The organism is Niallia alba (assembly GCF_012933555.1).
Classification (GTDB): domain Bacteria; phylum Bacillota; class Bacilli; order Bacillales; family Cytobacillaceae; genus Niallia; species Niallia alba.
The window spans coordinates 446,258-473,253 of the sequence record NZ_JABBPK010000001.1; the positions used below are offsets into that span (position 1 = coordinate 446,258).

Annotated in this window: 25 protein-coding genes and 2 riboswitches; of the genes, 20 read left to right on the plus strand and 5 right to left on the minus strand. The window is 36.5% G+C overall.

Annotated features, from left to right (window positions below; translation table 11 throughout):
• The first annotated feature begins 235 nt into the window (after positions 1-235).
• The 7 genes from HHU08_RS02310 (at position 236) to HHU08_RS02340 (ending at position 6,559) form a co-directional block, all read left to right on the plus strand.
• Entirely contained in the window at positions 236-778 is a 543-nt protein-coding gene (locus tag HHU08_RS02310; protein WP_101729046.1) for a helix-turn-helix domain-containing protein, read from the plus strand.
• Between the two features lie 187 nt (positions 779-965).
• On the plus strand, positions 966-2,072 hold the full coding sequence (locus HHU08_RS02315) for an ABC transporter ATP-binding protein (RefSeq protein WP_101729045.1): 1,107 nt from the start codon (positions 966-968) through the stop codon (positions 2,070-2,072).
• Positions 2,062-2,859 (plus strand): ABC transporter permease, encoded by a 798-nt coding sequence (locus tag HHU08_RS02320; protein ID WP_016201282.1) that lies wholly within the window; start codon positions 2,062-2,064, stop codon positions 2,857-2,859. Before HHU08_RS02315 ends, HHU08_RS02320 begins: the two co-directional genes overlap by 11 nt.
• Before the next feature lies 1 nt (position 2,860).
• The gene (locus HHU08_RS02325) at positions 2,861-3,664 is read left to right on the plus strand and encodes an ABC transporter permease (RefSeq protein ID WP_016201281.1); all 804 of its coding nucleotides are present in this window, start codon (positions 2,861-2,863) and stop codon (positions 3,662-3,664) included.
• Positions 3,661-4,734, plus strand: coding sequence for an ABC transporter substrate-binding protein (locus tag HHU08_RS02330; protein ID WP_101729044.1), 1,074 nt, complete (start codon positions 3,661-3,663; stop codon positions 4,732-4,734). Before HHU08_RS02325 ends, HHU08_RS02330 begins: the two co-directional genes overlap by 4 nt.
• Positions 4,735-4,883: 149 nt before the next feature.
• Positions 4,884-5,432 (plus strand): hypothetical protein, encoded by a 549-nt coding sequence (locus tag HHU08_RS02335; RefSeq protein WP_101729043.1) that lies wholly within the window; start codon positions 4,884-4,886, stop codon positions 5,430-5,432.
• A gap of 341 nt (positions 5,433-5,773) precedes the next feature.
• The gene (locus HHU08_RS02340; RefSeq protein WP_016201278.1) at positions 5,774-6,559 is read left to right on the plus strand and encodes a divergent polysaccharide deacetylase family protein; all 786 of its coding nucleotides are present in this window, start codon (positions 5,774-5,776) and stop codon (positions 6,557-6,559) included.
• Between the two features lie 260 nt (positions 6,560-6,819).
• Here the strand turns inward: HHU08_RS02340 and HHU08_RS02345 are convergent, their stop codons facing one another.
• From HHU08_RS02345 to mgtE, 5 genes are all read right to left on the minus strand, one after another.
• The gene (locus HHU08_RS02345) at positions 6,820-8,325 is read right to left on the minus strand and encodes a mechanosensitive ion channel (protein ID WP_016201277.1); all 1,506 of its coding nucleotides are present in this window, start codon (positions 8,323-8,325) and stop codon (positions 6,820-6,822) included.
• Between the two features lie 294 nt (positions 8,326-8,619).
• Positions 8,620-9,282, minus strand: coding sequence for a potassium channel family protein (locus HHU08_RS02350; RefSeq protein ID WP_169187725.1), 663 nt, complete (start codon positions 9,280-9,282; stop codon positions 8,620-8,622).
• A 178-nt stretch (positions 9,283-9,460) separates the two neighbouring features.
• Positions 9,461-9,913, minus strand: a complete 453-nt coding sequence (locus tag HHU08_RS02355) for a Dps family protein (RefSeq protein ID WP_016201275.1) — start codon at positions 9,911-9,913, stop codon at positions 9,461-9,463.
• 292 nt (positions 9,914-10,205) lie between these two features.
• Positions 10,206-11,375 (minus strand): FtsW/RodA/SpoVE family cell cycle protein, encoded by a 1,170-nt coding sequence (locus tag HHU08_RS02360; RefSeq protein ID WP_016201274.1) that lies wholly within the window; start codon positions 11,373-11,375, stop codon positions 10,206-10,208.
• A gap of 534 nt (positions 11,376-11,909) precedes the next feature.
• Complete coding sequence (gene mgtE / locus HHU08_RS02365) at positions 11,910-13,268, minus strand: magnesium transporter (protein ID WP_016201273.1); 1,359 nt, start codon at positions 13,266-13,268, stop codon at positions 11,910-11,912.
• Between the two features lie 233 nt (positions 13,269-13,501).
• A riboswitch (purine riboswitch) is annotated at positions 13,502-13,600 on the plus strand.
• Between the two features lie 62 nt (positions 13,601-13,662).
• Here mgtE and HHU08_RS02370 point away from each other — a divergent pair.
• The 13 genes from HHU08_RS02370 to HHU08_RS02430 all read left to right on the plus strand — a co-directional run bounded on the left by HHU08_RS02370 (position 13,663) and on the right by HHU08_RS02430 (position 26,994).
• Positions 13,663-14,997, plus strand: coding sequence for a 5'-deoxyadenosine deaminase (locus tag HHU08_RS02370; protein ID WP_016201272.1), 1,335 nt, complete (start codon positions 13,663-13,665; stop codon positions 14,995-14,997).
• 819 nt (positions 14,998-15,816) lie between these two features.
• On the plus strand, positions 15,817-16,593 hold the full coding sequence (locus HHU08_RS02375) for a hypothetical protein (protein WP_169187726.1): 777 nt from the start codon (positions 15,817-15,819) through the stop codon (positions 16,591-16,593).
• Positions 16,594-16,605: 12 nt separating this feature from the next.
• On the plus strand, positions 16,606-17,340 hold the full coding sequence (gene sfsA / locus HHU08_RS02380; protein WP_016201270.1) for a DNA/RNA nuclease SfsA: 735 nt from the start codon (positions 16,606-16,608) through the stop codon (positions 17,338-17,340).
• A 70-nt stretch (positions 17,341-17,410) separates the two neighbouring features.
• A riboswitch (cobalamin riboswitch) is annotated at positions 17,411-17,598 on the plus strand.
• Positions 17,599-17,728: 130 nt separating this feature from the next.
• Positions 17,729-18,688, plus strand: a complete 960-nt coding sequence (locus tag HHU08_RS02385; protein ID WP_169187727.1) for an ABC transporter substrate-binding protein — start codon at positions 17,729-17,731, stop codon at positions 18,686-18,688.
• Entirely contained in the window at positions 18,654-19,706 is a 1,053-nt protein-coding gene (locus HHU08_RS02390) for a FecCD family ABC transporter permease (protein ID WP_169187728.1), read from the plus strand. The genes HHU08_RS02385 and HHU08_RS02390 overlap by 35 nt, the downstream gene beginning before the upstream one ends.
• Before the next feature lie 4 nt (positions 19,707-19,710).
• Complete coding sequence (locus HHU08_RS02395) at positions 19,711-21,177, plus strand: heme ABC transporter ATP-binding protein (RefSeq protein WP_169187729.1); 1,467 nt, start codon at positions 19,711-19,713, stop codon at positions 21,175-21,177.
• Positions 21,174-22,136 (plus strand): adenosylcobinamide-phosphate synthase CbiB, encoded by a 963-nt coding sequence (cbiB, locus tag HHU08_RS02400; protein ID WP_169187730.1) that lies wholly within the window; start codon positions 21,174-21,176, stop codon positions 22,134-22,136. Before HHU08_RS02395 ends, cbiB begins: the two co-directional genes overlap by 4 nt.
• Positions 22,111-23,202: a threonine-phosphate decarboxylase CobD gene (gene cobD, locus HHU08_RS02405; protein ID WP_169187731.1), complete on the plus strand. Its 1,092-nt coding sequence runs from the start codon at positions 22,111-22,113 to the stop codon at positions 23,200-23,202. Before cbiB ends, cobD begins: the two co-directional genes overlap by 26 nt.
• On the plus strand, positions 23,172-23,729 hold the full coding sequence (locus tag HHU08_RS02410; RefSeq protein ID WP_169187732.1) for a bifunctional adenosylcobinamide kinase/adenosylcobinamide-phosphate guanylyltransferase: 558 nt from the start codon (positions 23,172-23,174) through the stop codon (positions 23,727-23,729). The genes cobD and HHU08_RS02410 overlap by 31 nt, the downstream gene beginning before the upstream one ends.
• Entirely contained in the window at positions 23,726-25,222 is a 1,497-nt protein-coding gene (locus HHU08_RS02415; protein WP_169187733.1) for a cobyric acid synthase, read from the plus strand. Before HHU08_RS02410 ends, HHU08_RS02415 begins: the two co-directional genes overlap by 4 nt.
• 1 nt (position 25,223) lies before the next feature.
• A complete protein-coding gene (gene cobS, locus HHU08_RS02420) occupies positions 25,224-26,018 on the plus strand; it encodes an adenosylcobinamide-GDP ribazoletransferase (RefSeq protein WP_224427838.1) in 795 nt (264 codons plus the stop codon).
• A complete protein-coding gene (locus HHU08_RS02425; RefSeq protein WP_101729032.1) occupies positions 25,976-26,602 on the plus strand; it encodes a histidine phosphatase family protein in 627 nt (208 codons plus the stop codon). The genes cobS and HHU08_RS02425 overlap by 43 nt, the downstream gene beginning before the upstream one ends.
• Positions 26,551-26,994, plus strand: a complete 444-nt coding sequence (locus tag HHU08_RS02430) for a bifunctional adenosylcobinamide kinase/adenosylcobinamide-phosphate guanylyltransferase (protein WP_169187734.1) — start codon at positions 26,551-26,553, stop codon at positions 26,992-26,994. Before HHU08_RS02425 ends, HHU08_RS02430 begins: the two co-directional genes overlap by 52 nt.
• The last annotated feature ends 2 nt before the right edge of the window (positions 26,995-26,996 follow it).

The following is a 26,996-nucleotide window of genomic DNA, read 5'->3' on the forward strand; positions in this document are numbered from 1 at the left end:
TTGTTTTTTAATAGCATAAACTTTACGAAAACAGCCTTCTTTTATATGTATTGAATACGGGGGAATTTCGAATTGGTTAGTTGTGGGAAAGAATAGGTATATTAATAACGAAAAAAGGATTGAAAGTTAGATAAATTATTGTATAATAACTGGGTATGAGTAAACTTTAAGTTTATAAATACCAAACTTTTGTGCTTTCAAGTTTACTATTTCTAAACAAAAAGTAGGTTAAATCATGGAAATTGGGAAAAAGATAAAGAATTTACGGTTGAAAAAAGGACTTACACAAGAAGAATTAGGAGAAAGAACGGATTTAAGTAAGGGATACATATCCCAACTAGAGAGAGATTTAAGTTCTCCTTCCATTGAAACATTCTTTGATATTTTAGAGGTGTTGGGATGTACACCAAAGGAATTTTTCGATGATGAAGAGCGAAAGCAGAAAGTAGTCTATACAGAGGAAGACATTACAGACTTCCTTGATGAAGAAAAGGGATATCGTATTCAATGGCTAGTTCCTGAATCAAATGAAAAAGAAATGGAGCCAATACGTCTCTTCTTTTTGAAGAATGGAGAGTTTAAGCAATTCGAGCCTTCTTTATCAGAAACATTTGCTTACGTAGTAGAAGGAGAGATTTTGCTGAAATTAGGAAAGCAAGAGTATAGAGCTAAAAAAGGGGAATCTATTTACTATCATGCTACAGAGGAACATCAATTAGTGAATCTAGCAGATGGCGTAACAGAACTAATTCTCGTAGTTACCGATTCTTACTTATAATGAGATGGATCTTTTTTAATTTTTAAAAAAATTGGAAAAATAGAGCAGCGGGAATACAAGTAGACGCCATGGGGATTAGCGAGACTGTCTGAGACCACGGAAAGCGAAGTGTATTCACGTTGCTCACTTATAGCAACAAACTTCACCAAAGCATCCTTAAGTGAAAATAAATTAAGAGGGGGATATTATGTCCGAGCAGCATATTATTCGATTTGAAAATGTAACAAAAAGTTATGATCAAGATACAACTGTTCTAGAAAATGTGAGCTTTGAAATTGAGCGAGGTAAATTTTATACACTGCTTGGGCCATCAGGCTGTGGGAAAACAACTGTACTACGATTGATCGCTGGATTTATGGAACCTTCAGAAGGAAACATTTATTTTAACGGTAAGCTAATAAATAAAATACCAGCGAACAAAAGACAGGTAAATACAGTTTTCCAGGATTATGCGCTTTTCCCTCATTTAAATGTATTTGAAAATGTGGCTTTTGGTCTTCGCATTAAAAAATGGAAGAAGCAAGTGATTGAAGAAAAAGTAAAAGAAGCTCTACGTTTCGTTAACCTAGAAGGATATGAGAAGAGAGAAATCAGTGAGATGTCTGGTGGACAGAGACAGCGTGTTGCTATCGCCAGAGCGATTGTAAATGAACCAGAGATTATTCTTCTGGATGAACCATTATCAGCGTTGGATTTAAAGCTTCGTACAGAAATGCAATATGAATTAAGAGAATTACAGAGAAGATTAGGAATTACTTTTATCTTTGTTACCCATGATCAGGAAGAAGCATTGGCGATGTCGGATGAAATTTTTGTTTTAAATAAAGGGCGCATTGAGCAAAGCGGAACACCAACAGATATTTATGATGAACCAATTAATCGCTTCGTTGCAGATTTTATCGGCGAATCCAATATTGTACCAGGAACAATGAAAAAAGATTTTGTTGTCCATTTTGGCAGTAAAACGTTTGATTGTGTAGATGGCGGTTTTAACGAAAATGAAGCAGTAGAAGTAGTTATTCGTCCAGAGGATTTAGAAATAACTTCTCTTGAAGCAGGAAAATTAAAGGTGAAAGTAGACTCTCAATTGTTTAGAGGGGTTCATTATGAGATTTGCGGATACGATGAAGACGGAAATGAATGGCTTGTCCATTCTACTAAGAAAGCAACAGTAGGAACAGAAATAGGTCTTTATTTTGAACCAGAAGCAATTCATGTTATGCGCCTTGGAGAAACGGAGGAAGAGTTTGATAAACGACTAGAAGCATATGAGGGGGCAGCCAATGAAAAGTAGTACTAAATGGTATACTGTACCTTATTATCTTTGGATTGCACTCTTTGTAATTGCTCCAGTTGCGCTTGTTGTCTATTATTCTTTCTTTGATATTGAAGGGGCATTTACGTTTGAAAATTATCAGAAGTTCTTTACACCGGTTTATTTAAAAATGACGTTGAGTTCCTTTTGGTATGCATTTCTAATTACGTTTTTTTCTCTAATCATTGCTTATCCGACTGCTTATTTATTAACAAAAACGAAGCATAAGCAATTATGGCTGTTATTAATAATCTTGCCATCCTGGATTAATCTTTTATTAAAAGCATATGCGTTTTTAGGGATATTTGGGACGCATGGTGCGGCCAATCAAATGCTTGATTTTCTAGGGATAGGGGAACACCAGTTATTATTTACAGACTTTAGTTTTCTTTTTGTAAGTGTCTATATTTTTATTCCCTTTATGATTTTGCCTATCTTTAATGCATTGGAAAAGATGAATCCTAGCTTAGTTGATGCATCACAAGATCTAGGGGCATCTGCTTGGACGACATTTAAAAAGATTGTTTTTCCCCTTACACTAAATGGGGTGAAATCTGGATGCCAAGCTGTATTTATTCCAGCATTGTCTTTATTCATGATAACTCGTTTAATTGCAGGTAACCGTGTTATAACACTAGGTACGGCGATTGAGCAGCATTTCCTCATAACACAAGATTGGGGAATGGGTTCAACAATAGCTGTATTTTTGATTATTAGTATGATTATTATTATGGTTCTTACAGGGAACAGAAAGAGAGGGATATAAAATGAAAAAGCTATCAAAATGGTCTATCTTTTATTTATGTATTGTTTTTGTCATTTTATATGCACCTATCTTTTATTTAATCTTCTATTCGTTTAATAGTGGGGGAACCATGCATGATTTTGATTCCTTTACACTTGACTGGTATAAGGAATTATTCCAAGATACGAGATTACTTGTTATTGTTTTAAATACAATTATTATTGCCCTTTTGTCTGCAGCTATATCAACTATTATTGGAGTGCTTGGGGCAATTAGTATTTCTATGATGAGGAAAAAAGGGTTTAGGAATTCCATTTTGTCTTTAAACAATGTGCTGATTGTAAGCCCAGATGTTATCATCGGTGCGTCTTTCTTAATTTTCTTTACGATTATTGGGATTAAACTAGGATTCTTTTCTGTTCTTCTGTCTCACATAGCTTTCTCGATTCCTATTGTTGTTATCATGGTTTTACCGAAGCTAGAGGAAATGAGTCCAACTTTGGTGGATGCAGCATTAGATCTTGGAGCTAGTTGGAAGGATGTACTTACAAAAGTAATTATTCCTTATATTTCACCAGGAATATTTGCTGGCTTCTTTATGGCGTTAACCTATTCCTTAGATGATTTCGCTGTAACTTTCTTTGTAACAGGTAATGGCTTTACAACACTATCTGTGGAAATTTATTCATTAGCAAGACGAGGTATTTCTTTAAATATTAATGCGCTATCGACCCTATTATTCTTATTTACGCTGCTCCTTGTAATTGGCTATTATTTCATTACACAGCGTGTTAATAAGACTCCACAAGCGGGGGTGAGAAAATGAAATCTCTAATACGTGGTTTAATTTTTATCTTTGCACTGTCTTTCATTCTTCTATTTATTGTTCATCAATTAAATTCGAGCAGAGGGTATACAAGTGGAAACACATTAACTGTATATAACTGGGGAGATTATATTGATGCTGATTTAATAACCAAGTTTGAAGAGGAGACTGGAATAAAGGTAATTTACGAGACGTTTGATTCAAATGAGGCAATGATGACAAAAATTCAGCAGGGAGGAACAAGCTATGATATTGCTATTCCCTCTGAATATATGATTGACAAAATGAAGGAAGAAGATTTATTAATTCCGATTGATCATACAAAGATACCTAATTTAAAAAATATTGACAGTAGGTTTATGGATCTTTCCTTTGATCCAGACAATAAATATTCTATTCCTTACTTTTGGGGAACCGTTGGAATTGTTTATAATCCAACCATGCTTGATAATAAGGAAATTACTTCTTGGAATGATTTATGGGATAAAGATTTAAAAAATGAAATTATGCTGATAGATGGTGCACGGGAAATCATGGGCATGAGCTTAAATAGCTTACATTACTCTTTAAATGATAAAGATCATGAGCACCTAAAGGAAGCAAAAGAAAAGCTAGATACGCTAACTCCGAATGTAAAGGCGATTGTTGGAGATGAAATTCGGATGCTTATCGAAAATGGAGAAGCGTCTATCGGTGTTTTATGGTCTGGAATGGCTGCTGAAATTATGTGGGAAAATGAAGATGTGGAATACGTGGTTCCTGAAGAGGGATCTAACTTATGGTTCGATAATATGGTTATCCCGAAAACAGCTAAGAATATCGACGGAGCTCATCAATTTATTAATTTTATGTTAGATGCTGAAAATGCAGCCCAAAATACAGAATACGTCGGTTATTCTACTCCGAATAAGGCAGCAATGGAATTTTTGCCTGAGGATATTACTGGGGATGAGCGTTTCTATCCGGATGAAGAATTGACTTCTAAATTAGAGGTATATGAAAACCTCGGTCATCGCTCTTTAGCAGAATATAATGATTTATTCCTGGAGTTTAAAATGCATCGGAAATAAATAACGTCAATAAAAACAGTTCGTTAAATTTAGCGAACTGTTTTTTGTATGAAAAAAATATATATGAATACGTGAAAAGGTTGAAAAGATAAATCTATACCTTGAAACCAAATAGCGTTTTCATCGTATCTAAAGTAAGGGGGGATACGATGAAAAAAACTGTAATGCGCGTTTTTATAATCCTTTTCGTAATCGGAACTATTTTCTTCTTTGTTTATCGTACTTCGAATACTGAGATTGCCGAACAAAAGGAAGCTGTCACTACCATTCAAACGGTTTTGGAACATACATTCACAGGACCAGAAGAGAAACTGGCCAATTTGTGGGAGACTATTGATAACAAGGAAATAGAGGATAATGAAGTGGAGGCAGCATTAGCAGAATGGAATTCATATACAGCTAATAATTTTAAACCCTACTTTACAGAAGAATTCTATCATTCTTATATTGCTTCATATGGTGAGAATTTCTTGCAAAAGGCTCATTGGAACGGCTATCAGTTAAAAATGAGCAATCTAGAAGTGGAGAAAGCAGATACTAAATTAGAGAATATTTACAATTTCTCTTTAACTGTTCATTATCAAAAAGAGAAAGTTGTAAATGTTACTGGGCAAGCAAATATAAATAAGGACGGATTGATAACTGGGATGGAAATTAAAGGGAATAAACTATGGGAGGAATTAATGGATATAAATTAATATACCCCTTATTCTCGCGGAGGATTGTTTTTTATAATTGGCTGTTTTCTAAAGGATTGTTGTTTTTTTAATCGAAAAAAAGAATTAGTTGGAAAAATGGAGCAGCGGAATACACGAAGACGCCACGGGGATTAGCGAGACAGTCTGAGACCCCGGATGCGAAGCTGAAGAGGCTTAAGCCTAGCCACACGGAAAGCGAAGTGTATTCCGGCTGCGGGTAATCGCAACAAACTTTACGAAAACAGCCTTATAATTAATAAGAACTTCATTGATTCTTATATATCGTGGTATGCAACCTGCCTTTATGGAAAATACTAACGGAAAACAAGGTAGGTTTTAAAATGAAAAAGATAATATTCTTCTTATGTTTTCTTTCGTTTCCATTAAGTATCTCCGCACAAGAGGCGGATCCATCTAAGAATCAAGTGAGAAAAGAGTTAGCAATTGTTATTGATGATTTCGGTAATAACATGAAAGGAACAGAAGAGATGCTTAACTTACCTGTTCCAATCACGGTCGCGATTATGCCTTTCCTATCTACGAGTAAAGAAGATGCTATCCGTGCCCATAAAAAAGGTCATGAGGTTATAGTTCATTTGCCATTAGAACCGAAAAAAGGGAAAAAAAGCTGGCTTGGACCTGGTGCGATTACAACGGATTTATCAGATGAGGAAATTAGAAAACGGGTGAAGGATGCGATTGAAAGTATCCCTTATGCTGTTGGAATGAATCATCATATGGGATCAAAGGCTACGGAAGATAAAAGAGTGATGAGAATTATCCTTGAGGAATGCCGTAACCACAGTCTTTACTATTTAGACAGTAAAACAACGAGCAAAAGTGTCATAAAGGATTTAGCTGAGGAATTAAATGTACCTTATTTAGAAAATGGTCTTTTTTTTGATCATATATACACAAGTCAATATATTACGAAGCAAGCTAGTCGTTTAGCGAAAAAACTAGATACAGAGCAGGAGTTTATCGCGATTGGGCATGTTGGAGTTTCCGGACCAGCAGTAGTAAGTGTTTTAAAAGAATATATTCCTGTTTATCAAAAAGATGCCGATATTGTACCACTTTCTACACTAGTAGAAGGTTATGAACTGCTGGATACCGATTTGCCATAACCAAATTTTAAAGAAATAGAAAAAAGAGCAAGCCATCACGCTATAACGAAATCGAAATATGACGCTGGTCTATGCTCTCTTTATTAGATTAAACTATGAAATGGGTTTCATAACAATAGCCGTTTTTGAAAATACTGACAAAATGGCTTCATACTTTGAAGGAAAGGCTGTTCCAGCTGCGAGTAATAGCAATAAACTTAACGAAAACAGCATAAAGAAAAGAGGACAGACGATATTTTCCGTCTGTCCTCTTATGATGATTAGCTGTTTAAAGAATTATCATCATTTGGTTTTTGGATAGATGTTTGTTCCATTTTTGTATCCAGTTTATCTAATCGTTTTTTAGCAAATTCCTTGCCGCCAAGACCAAACGCAAGACCAAATGCTAATGCAAGACCGCCGAGGATTAAAATAAAGGCAGAATTGACGATAGAAGATGCTACTCTTAATTGGTCAAGAGCCATAAAAACAGAAAGAGTGATAATCGCATATTTTGCGATAACTGGTAATACTTTGAAGTGAGCACCTTGTAAAATGCTGCTTAGTAACTGCTGGACGAGATAGCCTAACCATAAGCCAACGCCAAGAATGACAATTGCAGCGATAACCATTGGTAGGTAAGCAATAACCGCAGTAGATAATGTTACTAAAAATTCTAGTCCTACTATATTTAAGGCTTGTACAGCCAATAAGAAAACGATCAGAATTTGAACAATAGTACCAATAATGTTAGAAATACTAGTATTGGCGTTAAGACCCATTTTTCGTACGTAAGTATCTAAACTAAGTTTTACTAATAACGTAACGACCATTTGTTTTACCCATTTTCCTATCCAAATACCAATTAAGATGAGGACAATGGCAGTAGCGATATTAGGAATCATCGTCAGAATATCATTTAACATATTAATAGCTGGCTGAGAGATTCCTTGGATATCCAACTTTTCAAGCGCTGAAATAACAGTTGGAATGAGAATGAAAATAAAAACAATGTTTCCGATAACAGAAGATAAGCTTACATTATCTAGAAGTTTGTTAATGCCTAATCGATTAGCTAAAGCCTCTGTGCCGATTGCTTGCAGGAAGTTGGTTAGAATGGTACGCACAATTTTTGCTACAAACCAACCTACTAAAACAATCAGTGCTGCAGCTAAAAGTTTTGGTAAGAAGGCAAGAATGCTTTGAAGCATATTGGCAAATGGTTCCGAAACACCATATAAATTAAGAGCACCTAAAACGGCAGGTAAGAATAATAACAACACTAAATAAAAAGCAATATTAGCTACTTTATCCATTACATTTTGCGGGCTATTCTTTTCTGCAAGATTCCACTTCTGTAATTTCTCATGAACCTTTAAGGTGCTTCCTGTTTTCTTAATAAGGTATTTTAATCCGGAAGCAATGACCCAAGCAATTAATAGAATCAACGCTGCTTTTAATATATTAGGAATTGCTCCAAGGATAGATGAAAGCATATTCACTAGTGGAGAAGTAATCACCGTTAAATTTAAAATATTAAAGAATAGGGTAAAGACAAAAACTAATAATAAATAATAAACTATTTTACTTATTATCTTTTCAGAAGAATATTTTTTAGGTTTTCCTTCGGGAAAAATTTTATTATCTAAGTTTGTTTTTTGCAGTCCTTTATAGAGGGCTTTTTCAATGATTTTTGCAATAATCCACCCTACAATTAAAACAACTACCGCTAAAATAAAATCAGGTAGCTTGTCCCAAAAGGAATTCCAATTCCAGTTATAGTACATATACTTCACTCCTTGATTTGATTTAGGCATTTTTTAAAGAATATTGTTCCGCATAGGAAGTAAATTTGTTTACAGAGTCGATTTCCTTCTCTAATCCGCGTTAACTTTATTTCCCATTAGAAACAACAACTTAATCAGCCATAATGTATTCTACTTAATACCCAGTGATGGAAGGATTAAACGTTGGATAAAATGGAGTTTAGTAAATAGGAGAGTAAATGAAAAAAGAGAATGCTTGAATGAAAGCCTTCTCTTTTGGTGTTTAATAAATATTTAAATTTATTTTTCGTGTGGTTATCTTAACGCCTTTTCTTCAAAATTATATAAGCAATCATTACTGCCTACCATAATTAGAATATCGCCTTGATGGATTACTTCATTTGCAGATGGAGAGACGATTGTTTCTCCTGCTCGTTGGATTCCGATAATGGTACAGCCGTATTTTGCCCGCACATCTAGGTCTAAGATGGATTGGTTATGTATTTTAGAGGAAGCGACCATTTCCACAATCCCATGTTCTTTAGAAAGCTGAATATAATCAATCATACTATCTGAAATGACATGGTGTGCAATTCTTTTTGCCATATCTTGTTCTGGATGAATCACTCGATCAGCACCGACTTTCTCGAGAACGCGTTTATGATAGACATCTGCTGCTTTTACCCAAACTTGGCTAATACCCATTTCTTTTAAAAGCATCGTAGTGAGGGTGCTGGATTCTACATCATCGCCAAAGGATACAAAAGCATGGTCAAAATTTCGAATTCCGATTTGGGTTAACGATGCTTCCGTAATATGTGTCATTTGCACACAAAGTGTAGCATATGCTCGATATTTTTCAACCTTTTCTAGAGACTGATCAATGGCTAATACTTCTGCTCCCTTTGTATGGAATTCTTCTACTAAACTGCCACCAAAGCTTCCTAGTCCTATTACAACAAATTGTTTTTTTTTCATGTTATCCTCCTAAGGATGAAAAATACATGCTTTTGCCATTATTATACTTTTTTCTAGATGAGAATGAAAATAATTTTTTCATGGGATGAGTAGATAATGGGGTTTTTTGGGGGAAAATAAAAGCCACTTTTTCAACATTAAGAAGAAAAAGTGGCTTTGTCCATTCTAAAAATAAGTGTTATTCAGAAAGATATGCAGTTAGCATCCATAAATGTTTCTCAATCTTGCCAATTAAACCAACTGCTAAATCATTTGTAATCACATCTTCTAATTCATCAGCATGTTCTGCTAATGCTTTTAATTGCGTATTGATATGGCTGAAATCTTCCACTAAAGATTTCACCATTTCAGTTGCAGTTAATTTGTCTGTGCTTTCTTGTAGTGTAGAAGTTTCAATAAATTCTTTTAATGTAGAAACCGGTTTTCCACCAATAGCAAGCAAGCGCTCTGCGATTTCATCTACTGCTTCAGCCGCTTCGTCATATAGCTCTTCAAATTTTTCATGTAGTGTGAAGAAAAAAGGTCCCTTTACATACCAATGATGTTGGTGAAGTTTTGTGTATAATACGCTCCAGTTAGCGATTTGTACGTTTAATTCTTTTTGTAATTCAACTTTTGTTTGTAATCCCATGTTAACAAACTCCCTTCAACTGATTATATTTTAATTATAACAAATTCTAAATTAAAATCAATACTTATTTGTAATTATTTTAATTTAGTTTTTATTATAATTAGATAAAATGAATGGTCATCTTGTTGTTATAACAGGCTGAACTTAAGATTTTACTTTTTATTTTTTGTTGTCCTATTAAATTATATACCCTAATTATATAAGAAAGGAAACTAAAGGAGGAAGAATTCATCAAATAGACAAATTTGAAAAAAAGACTCAGCAATGCGCCGAGTCTAGATGATAATTAACCTTAAAAAGAAAGAGAGTTGGAAGAAAACATATAAGACTTATGGTGATATCGAATGCTAAACATGAGTCCCATTGCCATCATATTTGTCATTAGGGAGCTGCCGCCATAGCTAATAAAGGGGAGAGGAATTCCTGTTATTGGTAATAGCTGTATTGTCATGCCAATATTTTCGAATACATGAAAGGTAATCATGCTAATGACTCCAACGCTAATATAAATACTATATGGATCGGCTGTTTGTAAAGCGGTTCTAACAAGATGAAATATTAAGAGAAAATAAAGAATAATGACAATGCTGCCGCCGATAAAACCATATTCTTCGCCGATAATTGTAAAAATAAAATCTGTATGTCTTTCTGGAATGTAAACTTCTTCTTTTCCTAATCCTTTTCCGCTAATAAGGCCTGAACCTATTGCCATTAATGATTTAACTAACTGCATTCCTGCGTCTCCAGCATTATGAGGATCGAGCCAAGAATTAATACGATCAAATTGATATGGATCGACTCCCAAATATTTTTCTAACAATTCTCTTCCGAAAATAGCTAAGTAGAAAACGAGGGAACCAAAAGCTGCTGCCACTCCATATAAAGGAATAAGTATCTTCCAAGAAATCCCTGATACTAACATCATTCCAATTAAGATAGCCATTAACACGAGTGTCGTCCCAAAATCCTGGACAATAACTAAGCCAATCGGAATTCCAGCTACAATGCCGAGCTTACACATTAATAGGAAATCAGTTAAGAGCGTCTTATAGATTGTTTTCTTATGGTGATTATTTATTACTTTCGCAATCGCTAAAATATAAAAGACCTTCATATATTCAGATGGTTGAATACTGCCAAGGTGAGGAATAACATACCAACTTTGCGCTCCACCTCTTTTTGGTGTGAATTCTGTTACTGGAGCAATTAGTAGACCGATCAGTAGAATAGCCCCTATCCCGTATAAAATCCAAGTTATTTGTTGAATCTGTTCATTATCAAAGTACATAATAATGGCAATCGTAATCGAGCCGATAACATACCACATAATTTGTGATTGTAAGTAGGAATCTTTTGGACCTTGTGCACTGTATATAGCAATACAGCTAACTAAACAAAATAACATAAGTAAGAGACATAATGTCCAATCGAATCTTTCAGAAAATCCTTTTTTTGTTCTCATTCCGGCAAACCCCTAGTTCAAATTTCTTACATGTATATAGACGGAATAGAATCCAAAATTGTTTCCTTATTTTTCATAATCCTATAAAAAAGATGGCTCTGTTGATTTAGATAGAGGGAGGAAAATTAGATAAACTCTAAAAAACAAAACAAAGAGGAAGGGACATAACTAAATAGATACTCTGTAAAGACGAACAATTTCTAATATAGCTAGTAAATAGCGGCTGCTTTCGCATACTTTTTACAAGAGGAAATATAATTAGTTGGAAAAACAGAGCAGCCGGAATACACGAAGACTCCTATGGGATTAGCGAGACAGTCTGAGACCCTGCAGGCCACAGGCCGAAGCGGCTCAGCGCGAGCCCCATGGAAAGCGAAGTGTATTCCGGCTGCGGGGAATCGCACCAAACTTCATGGAAACATCCTTTGAAAAACAAATAAAAGCCCGAACAATTATACGGAACATTCATTAGCATCTTCGTATAATTGTTCGGAATTATCCTTGGCTGGAATACTTATGTCCCAGCCTCTTTGCTCACATTAAGTGATTAAGGAAAATTTGCGCGATTCCGAAGTAAATAAACAACGAAAATATATCATTAAGTGTAGTGATTAATGGCCCTGATGCAACTGCTGGGTCAATGTTCAATTTATAAAGAATGATGGGAATGATGGTACCCGATAATGTTCCGATTATAAGTGTACAAATTAAGGACAGACCAACTACGAGACCAAGCATTAAATCACTTTGCCATACATAGGCAATCAATGTAATAATCACACCACATGTAATCCCAATAATCAAGCCAACTAACAATTCTCTAAATATCAATTTCGTTACAACGGTTTTATTAATTGTATTAGAAATAAGTCCACGAACAACAACTGCTAATGATTGAGTTCCCGTGTTACCAGTCATACCTGAGATCATGGGCATAAAAAAGGATAAAGCTACAACTTTTGTTAGTACATCTTCATAGTTGCTTATAATACTGCCAGATACAACACCGATAAATAAAAGTAAGATTAACCATGGGAGTCTTCGATAGGCTGCAACAGTTGCTTTTGTATCAAAATCTATTGATTTACCTGAAGCAGATAGTTTTTCAATATCTTCGTTTGCCTCTTGAAAAACAACATCAATCATATCATCGACTGTGACAATCCCCATTAATATGTTTTCTTCATTAACGACTGGGATAGCTAAGAAATCGTACTTCTGTATGGTTTGCGCTACTTCCTCCTGGTCCTGATCCACGGTTACACTAATAACTCGTTCATACATAATGTCACGAATCTTATCCTGTGGTTCAGCAATCAAAAGGTCACGGTAGGAAACAACACCGACTAACTTTCTTTTTTGATCCACTACGTATAAATAGCTTAATGTTTCCGCAAAATCAGCAAAGGACTTTAGTTTATCCACGGCTTCACGTGTCGTGTAATAATCACGAATCCAAACAAAACGGTTGGTCATGAGACGTCCAGCAGTTTCATCTGGATAATTCATTAAGTTTTGTACAATGAGAGATTCTTCTTTTTTCATACCAGAAAGGAGTTCTTTAATTCTTTCTGGGGCTAGTTCATTTAAAAGGGAAGCTAGGTCATCGTTATCCATTAAGTCTAGAACTTTCCCTGTCTTGTCCATTCCTAATGTATTAAGAACTTCAAGCTGCTCCTCTTTATCTAACTCCTCTAAGAGATGGGCTAATAAGTCGACTTTAAGAAAAAGCAAAAAACGTGCCCTATGCTTATCGGGGAGACCCTCATAAATTTGAGCTATATCATAAGGTTGTAGCTCATCAACGATGGATTCAAATTCAGATTTTTTATTGTCTTTTAGTGTCTGAATGATGTGAAGTGTGATTTGATTTTCTGTCATTTGGTGTATCATACTTCTCACTCTCCCTTCTCTAGGTTTAGGCAATTATTCGACATATACCCTGTTTTATTATATGTAATTAAATGAAAGAATGAAATGGATAATTCTTTGTAAAAAAGGAGATTTTGAGAAAATATCTCATCACACATGAAAAAACAGTGTTAAATATTCTGACAACTCACTTGAAAAGATAAGATTCTGGATTAAAATTAGGATATATCATGAATAAATGGTCACAGGCATCTGCCACAATTGCGACATTTTTTCGTATATCCTTAATAATTGGGTTAAGGGTCTCTACTGGAAACCGTAAATTTCTTGCTACGAAAAATATGCTTAACTAGCATATTTTTTCGTAGTTTTTTTGTGTTTATTCCGAAATTGAAACAAGCAAGGGGGAAAAACAATGGGGAATTTGTTAATCAAAAATGCACAGATAGTAACAATGAACCAAGCGGAAGAAATTGTTATGGGAGATATTTATATGGAGGATAATATTATTAAGGAAATAGGGGTGGATATTCATAAACAACAGGTGGATAAAATAATTAATGCAACAAATAGAACGGTAATCCCTGGATTTGTTCAGACACATATTCATTTATGCCAAACACTTTTTCGAGGAAAAGGGGATGATCTCGAGTTGATGGATTGGCTCAGACAAAGAATCTGGCCACTTGAGGCTGCCCATGATGAAGAATCTATTTATTATTCCGCCATGCTTGGAATCGGAGAGCTGCTGGAAAGTGGAACAACTACCATTGTAGATATGGAAACAGTTCACCATACTGACTATGCTTTTCGAGCGATTGCTGAAAGCGGCATAAGAGCAGTTTCTGGAAAAGTGATGATGGATAAAGGGACTGAAGTTCCTTTAGCCTTACAAGAAAAAACTGTGGATTCTATTCAGCGAAGTGTGGACTTATTGGAGAAATGGAATGGCTATGATGATGGAAGAATTCGGTATGCATTTTCGCCGCGGTTTGTTGTTTCTTGTACAGAGGAGCTGCTGAAAGAGGTAAAGATTCTTTCAGATAAATATGGAGTAAAAGTACACACCCATGCATCAGAAAATAAAGGAGAGATTCAAATCGTCCAAGAAGAAACAGGGATGAGAAATATTGTTTACTTAGATCACCTTGGCTTAGCAAATGACCGCTTAATTTTAGCGCATTGCATTTGGTTGGATGAAGAAGAAAAGCGGATTATTCGAGAAAAAGGAGTTCATGTCAGCCATTGCCCTGGCTCTAACTTAAAGCTGGCATCTGGAATTGCGGATACGCACCATCTCCTTTGCCATCATGCTTCTGTTAGCTTAGGAGCAGATGGTGCTCCGTGTAATAATAACTTGGATATGTTTAATGAAATGAGGCTGGCCGCACTTATACAAAAGCCGATTCATGGTCCAACGGCAATGGATGCAAAAACCGTTTTTCGAATGGCAACTATTGGTGGGGCAAAGGCGGTGGGGCTCGAGAAAGAAATTGGCAGTCTCGAAATTGGCAAGAGAGCAGATTTAGCAATTTTAAACCTGCAAAATTTTCATACCTTCCCTTCTTATGATGTGGACCCAATCTCAAGAATTGTCTATTCCGCAACACGAGCTGATGTAGAAACAACTATCGTAGACGGACAAATAGTAATGGAAAATAAAATCATGAAGACAGTGGATAAATCTATCGTGCTAAAGGAAGCAGATAAAAGTATTAAAAGGCTGTTAAGTAAAACGAAAATAAATTAATTTGGACAAATGATGGACGCCGTATTTTAGGGAAGATGGATAGTTGAGTTAATCCGTTGCCTATAGTACGGTGTATTTTTGTTTTAGATGGTGGAATTGGCTGATATAAGAGCAGTTTGGCTGAAAAGGATCGAGTTTGGCTGATATAAGAGTAGTTTGGCTGAAAAGGGATCGAGTTTGGCTGATATAAGAGCAGTTTGGCTGAAAAGGGATCGAGTTTGGCTGATATAAGAGCAGTTTGGCTGAAAAGGGATCGAGTTTGGCTGAAAAGGGATCGAAGTTGGCTGATATATGAGAAGTTTGGCTGAAAAGGGATCGAGTTTGGCTGATATATGAGCAGTTTGGCTGAAAAGGAAGCAGAATTGGCTGATATATCAGCAGTTTGGCTGAAAAACAAGAAAACTTGGCTGATATCCCCCTCCGTTGGTTGAAATATCACAAATTTGTCTGAAAAATTTACTTTTTTAATGATATCTGTTCTCGGACACATCCATAATAGAAAGTTTAACGAATATCCACCATGGATTACTCCTAAATAATCCGTAATCCAAGGTGCTTAAATTCCTTTTTTTTCTAAATTGGAGATTATGTAAGCTATTTTGCCTAATATTTGTTAAACTAAAATGGTTACAATATGTAAAACTAGATGTATGATGGAAAGTATGAATACATGGGCATTCATTTAAAGTCTAATAACATAGAACAAGGGAATATTTCTTGTAATCAGATAGATAAAATGGAGTATAGGCAATTTCAGTAACAAGAAAGTAAGCTATAGCTCTTCCGTTTACAAGCTAATAATGTTTGGAGGTTTACTTGATGAAAAAAGGTAATAATGATATTCGAGATGTGGTTTATATCCATCTAAATGAGAAAGAACGCTTTGTCCTCTCTTATGGCATAGAGTTTAGAGAGTTTTACAGAATACTGGCAGATACTCTTTCCTCTATTTTGTTGTTAAAGCATCAGTATGAAGATGGAGAATTTCATATACATACACAGTTCGAATATGTTCCAAACAATAAATTAGCCCATTTATCGAGGGAAGATGTTTATGGGTACGGAGATTTTGTATGGGTCGATTTTGATGAGACAGAGACATTGGATATTTTAGAGGGCCGGACAATTGCCGAACTGCTTTACTTAGGACATAAGCTGGAGGCGCTCAGAAAGCCATTTTTTCAGCAACTGAATAACCAATATGCTTATTTGGCTCATGATGATGGTTGGTTTAATAAAATTTATTATAAAAACATGGATTCTTTTTATCGATTGTTTTCAGAAGTCCTTGCACATAAAGTGACAGACCTTAAATTGGAGAAGGCGCTGCTTGGTATGAAGAAGAAGAGACTTTATCCTCCGCTCCCACAAGAGATTGTTGTGGAGTTAAAACGTTATATGAGAGAAGGCGTAGTTTTATCCATTGAAAGAGCCTATCAGACACGATTGAAATTGGAGATTCCGATATGGGTTTTAGGGGATTTTGATAATATGGATGATATGTACGAAGAATATGAGAAGAACAGTAAGCAAAAAAGTGATGCATTGCTTGTTTTTGATAAAAAATTAAGAGAGTGGCAATTAGCTACGGTTTAATTGGAGACTGATATGAGTAAAAAAGTATTTGTAGGCTTTCCAGCAGCATTAAAGAAAATGACTTTTGTGGAGAGACCGAATCGGTTTATTTTACATTGCTATGATGAAGAAACAGAGCAAATCGAAAAGGTACATTTAGCAGACCCGGGCCGACTAATAGAGCTTTTGGTTGAGGGGGCTATGATTTATGTTCTCCCAAGCACAAATCCTAATCGTAAAACAAAATGGACGGCAGTATATGTCGAGTCAAACGGACTGCTTGTATCAATAAATACTTCATATCCTAATAAGCTAGTAGAAGTTATGCTGAAAGAAGCGATGGTGGAGGAGCTTTGGCCGTATCGTTGGATTAAATCAGAATATACGTATGGAAGCTCAAGATGGGATTTTTTATTAGAAGATAAAGAAGGGAATCAATTGCTTCTCGAAGTAAAAAGCGTCACTCTAGCAAATGATGGAATTGGGATGTTCCCTGATGCAGTCACAAAAAGAGGTTCAAAGCATGTGCAAGAATTAACTGCGATTGCGAAGGAAGGCACTATAAAAACAGCGATTTTATTTGTTGTGCAAAGAGAAGATGTTGAAATAGTGACAGGAGCAGCAGCAATTGATCCGGTCTTTGCCAAAAACTTAGAAGAAGCTGCACGCGCAGGGGTGCAATTATTAAGTTATACTTGTATTTTGACAGAGCAGGGAATTGAATTGGGTAAAGCTATCCCAGTTGATCCATTTTTAAAAATTCAATAAAAGAACATTTATTTCTCCTTACTTTGATTGTATAATCAAAAAGACGAAAAATGAAAATAGTTAGATAATGGTGAGACTTTTTGTAAAGGGTTGATTGATTTCAAAAAGTTTCTTAAAAGGGAAGTTGGTGAAAATCCAATACGGTCCCGCCACTGTAAGTGATTGTATCATGGGTAAATGCCACTGTACGAATGTATGGGAAGGTTCCATGTTGCGCAAATCATAAGTCAGGAGACCTGCCATTTTCTATACACCTAATAAGCCTACGAGGATAGGGAGGTGTGGACTGCGCTTTGAAAATAATTTTGAAGACATCCCAACATCTCTATGGTCGATAATAGAGATGTTTTTTATTTTTCCCATATTTTAATTAGGAAGGTGAACAGAGATGAAAAAGTTTTATTCCTTATTTCTAGCAATGATGCTCGTCTTGGGTGTGCTTGCTGGATGTGGAGAAACGAAGACAGAAGATAATATAAATAGCGGGCAATCTACTACAGAAGAGGCTAGCTTTCCAGTAACCATTAAGGACGCCTCAGATCAAGAGGTAGTGATTGATGAAAAGCCAGAAAAACTAGTTTCTTTAATGCCTAGTAATACAGAAATTGTATTTGCATTAGGATTAGGGGATGAGTTAGTAGGTGTCAGTGATTATGATAACTATCCAGCAGAAGCAGCTGAAAAAGAGAAAGTTGGCGGGATGGAATTTAATGTAGAGAAAATAATCTCTCTAAATCCAGATGTGGTATTAGCACATGCATCTAGTGCCCATAACTCAACAGAAGGATTGCAGCAAATCCGCGATGCTGGTATTGATGTAGTTGTTGTAAATGATGCAGCGAATTTCGAAGACGTCTATGGAAGCATTGATATGATTGGACAAGCTACGGGAACGACAAAGGAAGCAGAACAACTTGTTGCAGATATGAAGGAGAAATTAGCTGATATCAAGGAAAAAGCAGCTACCATTTCTGATAGTAACAAAAAATCTGTTTACATAGAAGTAAGCGAAGATCCTTTGTTTACGACTGGTAAAAATACATTTATGCAAGAAATGCTGGATACTATTAATGCAAGCAATGTTTTTTCTGAAGAAGGCTGGATTCAAGTGGATCAAGAGGCGGTAATTGCGGCTAATCCAGATGTCATTATTACTACATATGGAGCCTACGCAAAAGAAGAACCAATTGATCAAATTAGTTCGAGAAAAGGATGGGAAGATATTACCGCTGTTAAAGAAAAGCAAATAGTAGATGTCGATTCTGACATGGTAACTCGTTCTGGTCCTCGTTTAGTTGAAGGAGTAGAAGCAATTGCAGAAGCGGTGTACCCAGATGTTTTTAAATAAAAGAAAAGCGGCTTATTTTTATGCCGCTTTTTTTCTCCTTTTCACGATGGTGATTGGTATATCGATCGGAACAATCTCTGTTCCCATTTTATCTGTAATAAAAATACTAACAAGTTATTTAGGACCAGATAGCTTAGTAAACAATGTCGATCCGATGCATGTAAATATCGTCCAAAATATTCGTCTACCTAGAGTGTTATTGGCGGGACTTGTCGGAGCAAGCCTTTCGATCGCTGGAGCTGCCTTCCAAGGATTATTAAGAAATCCATTGGCAGACCCGTATACGCTGGGCGTTTCTTCTGGTGCATCTGTTGGAGCAGTAATTACTTTGTTTTTTCAGTTTAGTATTCCTATTCTTGGCGGTCTTACTTTGCCATTTATGAGTGTATTATTTTCTTTTATGACCATTATATTTGTAGTCTTTTTTGCTAAGAAAATGGATCCCGCAATGCGAGTGGAAACAATTATACTAACTGGAATTATTATTGGTTCTTTTTTAAGCGCGTTCATTTCTCTAATGATTGCATTAACAGGAAACGAACTTCGGCAAATTATTGGGTGGTTACTTGGAAGTGTATCGATGAGAGGATGGGAATATATCAGAATTTTTCTGCCATTCTTTCTTGTTGGAACAGGTCTTCTTCTTTCGCAAGGAAAAGAGTTAAATGCTTTAGCATTTGGGGAGGAAAGGGCTCAGCATTTAGGAATTCATGTGCAAAGAAGAAAAATGATTATTTTGCTAGCTGGATCTATGCTTACTGGTGCAGCCGTCGCAGTATCTGGGACGATTGGTTTCGTAGGCCTTGTGATACCTCACTTTGTTCGAATACTCGTAGGACCTGACCACAGACATTTAATGGGTGTTTCTCTGTTTGTCGGTAGTGGATTTATGATTTTGGCTGATTTGCTAGCTAGAACGATAATTACTCCAACTGAACTTCCAATTGGAGTAATAACGGCATTAGTCGGTGCTCCAGTATTTGCTGGTTTATTGCTGAGAAGACGGAAAAGGGGTTAAAAAAATGCTCGATATAAGAAATCTCTTTTTTCAATATGAAACAAAAAAGATCCTACAAGATATTTCCTTTAAGGTGAAAAAGGGAGAAATGGTAGGAATTCTTGGTCCAAATGGTAGTGGGAAAACAACCTTAATGAAAGTTATCAGTGGTATTTTAACACCACAAAAGGGACAGGTTCATATAAAAGATAAACCAATTAATGATTATAAAACAAAAGAATTAGCGAAGGTAGTTGCTGTCCTGTCTCAGCACGTGAATGAGTCTTTTTCCTATACAGTTCGGGAAATCGTTTCATTAGGAAGATATGCGCATCAGTCTGGTTTGTTTCAATCAAGGAGTACGAGGGATGAGGAAATGGTTAATCAGGTTATGCAGCAAACAGGTGTCCTTACATTTCAAGATAAATCGATTCATGAATTATCTGGCGGTGAGAAACAGCGTGTGTATTTAGCGCAAGCCTTGGCTCAAGAGCCGGAAATTATACTTTTAGATGAACCTACCAACCATTTGGATTTATCCTTTCAAAAGGATTTATTGGATAACTTAAGAGAATGGAGTAAGAAAAGGGATTTAACGATTATTTGTATTTTTCACGATTTAAACTTGGCAGGCTTATATTGTGACCGACTGCTTTTATTACATGATGGAAAAGTAGAAGTAGACGCTGCTCCTTCTGTTGTATTACAAGAGAACAGGGTGAAGAAAATCTATCAAACTGATATTAAGAGGACGTTTCATCCGATCCGCCCAGCTCCTCAAATGGCGCTAGTACCTAGAAAGATAGAGAGACATAAGCGAGAAGTGGATCCTTCTGCTATTACGATTACTTCCGAACGAGTCGAAGTGAGAGTTCCGGTTCCGCTCTACACGCTTTCTTCTGGCGTTGTCGGGGCAGGAATGGGATGGTATAAAGGCTTTGTGAATCGACATGTAGATAAGACATATCGCTGTGAAGATTATCGAGAGGATATGGAGGAATATTTACTTCGAAATGGCTTTATTCCATCAGAAACAGTAGGAATGATGACTGCTGTTTATACGGAAGATGCCACATTTCAATTTATTAAGCGAGAGGGATTTTCTGTATTGCTTGTTGTAACAGCAGGGGTTGGGAATGCAGTCGATGCAGCACATAGCAGCGAACACTCGTCCTTCTTACATCCAGGAACAATTAATATTTGGATTTTTGTTAATGGAAAAATATCGGAGCAGGCATTCTTGCAAAGTGTGATTACTGCAACGGAAGCAAAGGCAGCTGTCTTGCGAGATCGAAAGATAAAAGATCAGGAAACAGGAACGATTGCAACAGGCACTTCAACAGACAGTATATTGGTGGCCGCTACACAAGAGGGGAATTATTTAGAATTTGCCGGTACGATCACATCACTCGGAAAATGTGTGGCGGAAGGTGTTTATAACTGCATAACAGAAGCACTAGATAAAAGAGAAAGAAGGTTATCTCAAGAATGATTGGTCATTTAATTAGCATTACATTTGCCATTATCTTAGATAAGCTAATTGGTGATCCGCCTAGCCTGCCACATCCTGTAAAAGGAATGGGGAAGTTGATTTCTTTTCTAGATCAGAGATTCAATCATGGTAAAAATCGAAGCGTGAAGGGATTATGGATGTTAGTTATGGTTCTATTGATTACCTTTCTGGCTAGCTTTTTTCTTGTATACATTAGCTACCAGCTCCATTGGTGGGTCGGGGTAATAGTAGAGGCTTTGCTTATTGCAACAACAATCGCTCAAAAAAGTCTTAAGGATGCGGCACTAGAGGTATATGAACCGTTAGAAGTAAATAATTTAGCGCTAGCACGACTAAAGCTTTCGTATATTGTAGGGAGAGATACTGAGCGATTAGGGGAAGCGGAAATAGTGCGGGCAACGGTTGAGACAGTTGCAGAGAATACGAGTGATGGAATTACTGCCCCACTATTTTGGGCATTTATTGGAGGAGCGCCATTAAGCCTTGTATACAGGGCTATCAATACATGTGACAGTATGGTTGGCTATAAGAATGAGAAGTACAGGGATTTTGGTTATTTCTCTGCAAAGTGCGATGACTTGGTTAACTATTTCCCTAGTCGCATTACAGCAATGCTTATACTCTTATTTAGTCATTGCCCATTCTATCGTAAACGAGAAGCCTGGAAGTTATTATTCCAAGATGCAAAGAAGCATCCTTCCCCAAACAGCGGCTGGGGAGAAGCTGTGACCGCTATTATTCTTGGGGTACAGCTTGGAGGCATTAATTATTACCGTGGGAAAAAATCGGATAGAGCCAGGATGGGAAAAGCATTACAGCCCCTTAATAACAGTCATATTATAGCAGCAACAAAAATCGCGGAGAAAGCAGTCATATGGTTTTATCTTTTTTTATGTATCGGAGGGATAGGATTTGAATTGGCCTATGCATGGAGCTAACCCACAGTATTTATATGAACGTGCAAGTATAGAGATGCCAGAAAATGCGCTTGATTTTAGTGCGAATATTAATCCATTAGGTCCACCGCCTATCCTATTAGACAAGTGGGAAGAACTATTTCAGACTGTCCATCTATACCCAGACCCTTTTGCTAGTCGTTTAAAGGAGAAAATTTCGGAACTGCATGGAGTTCATCCAAAGCAACTTTTGATTGGTAACGGAGCTGCCGAAATTATTTCCTTACTGGGTAGAATCCTTGCAGGAAAAAAAGTATTATTGTTGCAACCTGCTTTCTCTGAATATGAAGAGGTATGTCGTATTAATGCTTGTGCAATCTCCCATCATTATTTAGCAGCAGAAAATGATTGGGAGCTATCTCCTTCAGTATTGAAGAAGGAGATTTCCAAAATGGATGCGGTATTTTTATGTAATCCCAATAACCCCACAGGTACATTTTATCCAAAACAGATTATAGAAGAGATGTTAGTTATTTGTGAACAAAATAATTGTTATTTAATTCTTGATGAGGCTTTCTATGATTTTGTTCAGGACTATGAAGATATGGTTCCTCTATTAAAACAATATTCGAAGCTCATTATTTTGCGATCATTGACTAAAATGTACAGTATTCCAGGAATACGTCTTGGATATGTTTTCGCATCAAAGCAAGTTATCGAGCAGTTACAACATTTTCAATCTCAATGGAGTATTAATGGAATTGCTTTACAGGTTGGCGAATTATTAATCGATCAAGAAGAGTTCCAACAAAAAACGCAAATCTTTGTACAAATAGAAAAGAAAAAGTTATACAATTTTTTTATAAAAGAGCAATTCATGCACTCAGAATCAGCAGCTAATTATTATTTATTAAGAGACCCACTGTTTATTGATCAAAAGGAGCTGCTTACTTTCTTATTAAATAATGGCATCATTGCAAGACATACATATAATTACCCAAGTCTAGAAGGAAAATGGCTAAGATTTGCCGTTAAAAGCAAAGAAGAAAATCAGCAACTGCAAGGAGTGTTAACTAAATGGAGACAAGTTCATCCATCATCTTTGTAACTGGTGGCGTAAGAAGTGGAAAATCTTCTTTTGCAGAAAGCTTGGCGATCGAATATGCAAGGAAAGAAAGAGGCGATTTGTATTATATAGCTACTTCTCTTAATACAGACGCTGAGATGCAAGAAAGAATAGAACGGCATCAACAGATAAGAAAGATGCACAAGGTGAAGTGGAAAAGCATGGAACAGTCAGCAGATATCGGCGAATTGACGGGAATATTTTCAAAAAGGGACGTTGTGTTACTTGATTGTTTAACGTTATTAGTAAATAATGAGCTTTTTTTTAAAGATCAGCCGCAAGATTTAATAGAGGGTAAGTTGAAAAAAGAAATAGTCGAGTTAAGCCGGACTTGTCGATATTTTATCCTTGTTAGTAATGAAGTGACGTATGAACCGTTAAGCGATCCGTTTGTACAGAAGTATTGCCGGATACTAAATCGACTTCATCTTTTTCTCGTACAATATGCCAAAGAGGCTTACTTAGTGGAAAGTGGAATCGTACAAAGGAAGAAGGGAGAAGCAGGATGAAGGGTGTGATGATACAAGGGACTTCCTCGGATGTTGGGAAAAGTCTGATTGCTACTGCTTTATGCCGTATCTTGGCAAACAAGGGAATAAAGGTAGCGCCATTTAAATCACAAAACATGTCTAATAATTCCTATGTAACAATGGATGGAAAAGAAATTGGCCGAGCCCAGGGAATTCAAGCGGAAGCTGCAAAGGTGGAAGCAACAGTTTGGATGAATCCAATTCTCCTAAAGCCAAGATCTGATTCGCAATCAGAGGTTGTCCTCCTTGGAGAAGCAACTACTACTCTTTCTGGTAGAGACTATCGGGAACAGTTTTATCAAAAAGGAATTCGCGTTATTCAAAAAAGCCTAGAATATCTGCATAGTCACTATGAGATGGTGATTATGGAAGGCGCAGGAAGCCCGGTGGAAATTAATTTAAAAGACAGAGAACTTGTAAATATGAAAGTTGCTGAGCTGGCCGATATTCCAGTAATTCTTGTAGCTGATATTGATCGTGGTGGTGTATTTGCCAGTATTATCGGTACACTTGCTTTGTTTTCTGAGCAGGAACGAAGAAGGGTAAAAGGCATCATTATTAATAAATTCCGAGGGGATCAATCGCTTTTTGAAGACGGGGTTCGCTGGTTGGAAGAAAAGACAGGCATTCCTGTTCTTGGAGTCCTTCCTTTTATTCATGACCATATGATTGAAGGGGAGGACTCATTGTCTATTCGGGAGAAAAGATTGGCCAATACGGAAGAAATAATAGATTTAGCAGTAGTCAACAATCGTTATTTATCAAATTTTACAGATATAGAACCATTCTTTTTTGAACAAGATGTTAGCGTCCGACTTGTCCATAAAGGAGAAGATTTAGGAAATCCAGATGCAGTCATTCTTCCAGGTACGAAAAGTACAATTGCTGATTTGGAAGCGATGAAAAGGAGTGGATTGGCTGATCAAATTAAAAATTATTATGCCAAAGGCGGCAGAGTAATAGGATTATGCGGTGGCTATCAAATGCTTTGTACAGTCTTGAAGGATCCCCATGGGACGGATACAGGAATAATAAACGAGGAAATAGAAGGCATAGGTCTGATCCCGGCGACAACGACCTTTGAAAAGAAAAAACAAACGATTCGAGTGGAAGGCACCTATCATCCATATACGGAGTTAGCATGTGAAAAGGTCGAAGGTTATGAGATTCATTTAGGAAAAACAGAATATACCTCTAAGGAAAGATGTCCGTTTCTATGGCTGGATAGCAGAGAAGAAGGCTATTATCGAGAAAACGGAAGATTGATAGGTACTTATATGCATCACCTATTCTATAATGATGTGTTTCGCAATACATGGTTAGATCAAATTCGTTTGCAAAAAGGACTGCCAAAACGAAAACCGCTAGTTATGCAGGAACAGAAGGATAAACGCTTTGACGTGCTTGCAGATGAGATAAAAAAACACTTGGATTGGGAAAAAGTAATGGATATCCTTCAGGCTGGTGATTAGGATGAAAAAATGGATGATTGGATTTCTATTAAATATTCAATTCTTTACAGCAATACCAGTTAGGGTAGTACTTCCAATGGAAAGGGAGTATGTTCAAAAAAGTATAAAAACATTTCCACTGCTTGGTCTTTTCCAAGGTTTTATTTATGTGAGTATCTTCTTTTTATTAAATGAATATACCCCCTTTTCAGCTCTTGCAGTAGCCTTTTTTGTTTGGCTTAGTATGATTTTGTTAACAGGGGGGCTTCATTTAGACGGCTGGATGGATGCAAGCGATGCCTACTTTTCTTATCAAGATACCAATAAAAGATTAGCGATTATGAAAGATCCGCATGTTGGTGCATTTGGGCTCTTATCTGTCATTGTTTTATTAAGTGCAAAATTTCTTTTTATCTATGAAATAGTGACACATATGCAGGAGTTCACTTATCTTTTTGTACTGCTTCTTCCATTTTTCTCTAAAACGGTAATGGGCTGGATCTTATTGTTTGTTCAGGAAGCGAAGAAGGACGGGCTAGGAGCATATTTCAAAAAGTCTGTGCAAGGACAGCGGACCTTTTTTTATAATAGTTATTTTGGTCTTGTTTTGCTAGTTTTCTTATTGCTTTTTCCGCAATGGCTACCACTATTTTTTTTGTTTCTTTTCATAAGCATAGGCTGCTACTTTTTATTAAGTCGATTTATGAAGCGGGCCTTTGGAGGACTAACAGGCGATTTATTAGGAGCAAGTGTAGAAGGGACGGAGTTAGTATTATGGTCGACACTATGGTTATTGCATTATTTCGTCATGGTCTAACAGCAGAAAATGAACGGAAAGCGTATATGGGATGGACGGATGCTCCTTTAAGCGAAAATGGAAGAGACAAGCTTCAAGAAAAAGGGAGACCGATTCCTGAGTATGAATGGATTTGTACCAGTGATCTAGTACGAGCAAAGGAGACAGCAGCTTATTGGTTTCCTGATCAAAAGTTGTGGAGAAAGGCTTGTTTTCGTGAAATCAATTTTGGAGATTGGGAAGGGCGAACATATGAAGAATTGAAATCTCTTCCTGATTACCGTAATTGGCTGAATGCTCCATTTAAGGTTTCCGCAACAAATGGCGAATCCTTTAAAGAGATGGCTCAGCGAGTGGAAGAGGGCTGGGAGAGTCTAATGAAGCGAGCAGAACAGCATCATCGTATAGCGATTGTCACACATGGCGGCGTTATTCGTTATTTGCTTAGTGTATATGGGGCTGAAATAAAGAATTTCTGGGACTACACCATACAGCCAGGAGAAGGCATAGAGCTAATATGGTCGAGAAAAGAAAGCTTTAGGAGGAAGGAAAGATGCACTTTATTACAGGAGGTAGCCTTCACGGGAAAAAAAGCTGGGCATTAACGTTTGCAAAGGAACAAGGTTTTGTAAATGGAAAGGTAATTCGTTTATTTGACGCAAAGAAGATAGATATCGAAAGTGACAAAGAGCAGTCTACTGATTTTTATATTATGGAAGGTCTAGAGTGGATGATTAAACATCGTCTTCAGGAGGAATCATTGGAACAAACGATAGTTTATATGAAAACCTTTGTGGAAGAGCTGCTTCAATGGGAAAGGATAGAGAAAAATAGATGTGTGTTTTTAATTGGTAGTGACATTACGAAAGGCATCGTTCCTATTGATAAAGAAGATCGGATGTGGCGTGATGCTACAGGGCTTATTTTTCAGCAGATCGTTAAAAAAGCAGATAGAGTGGATGTTATATGGTATGGATTAAATGAGCGATTGAAATAGCA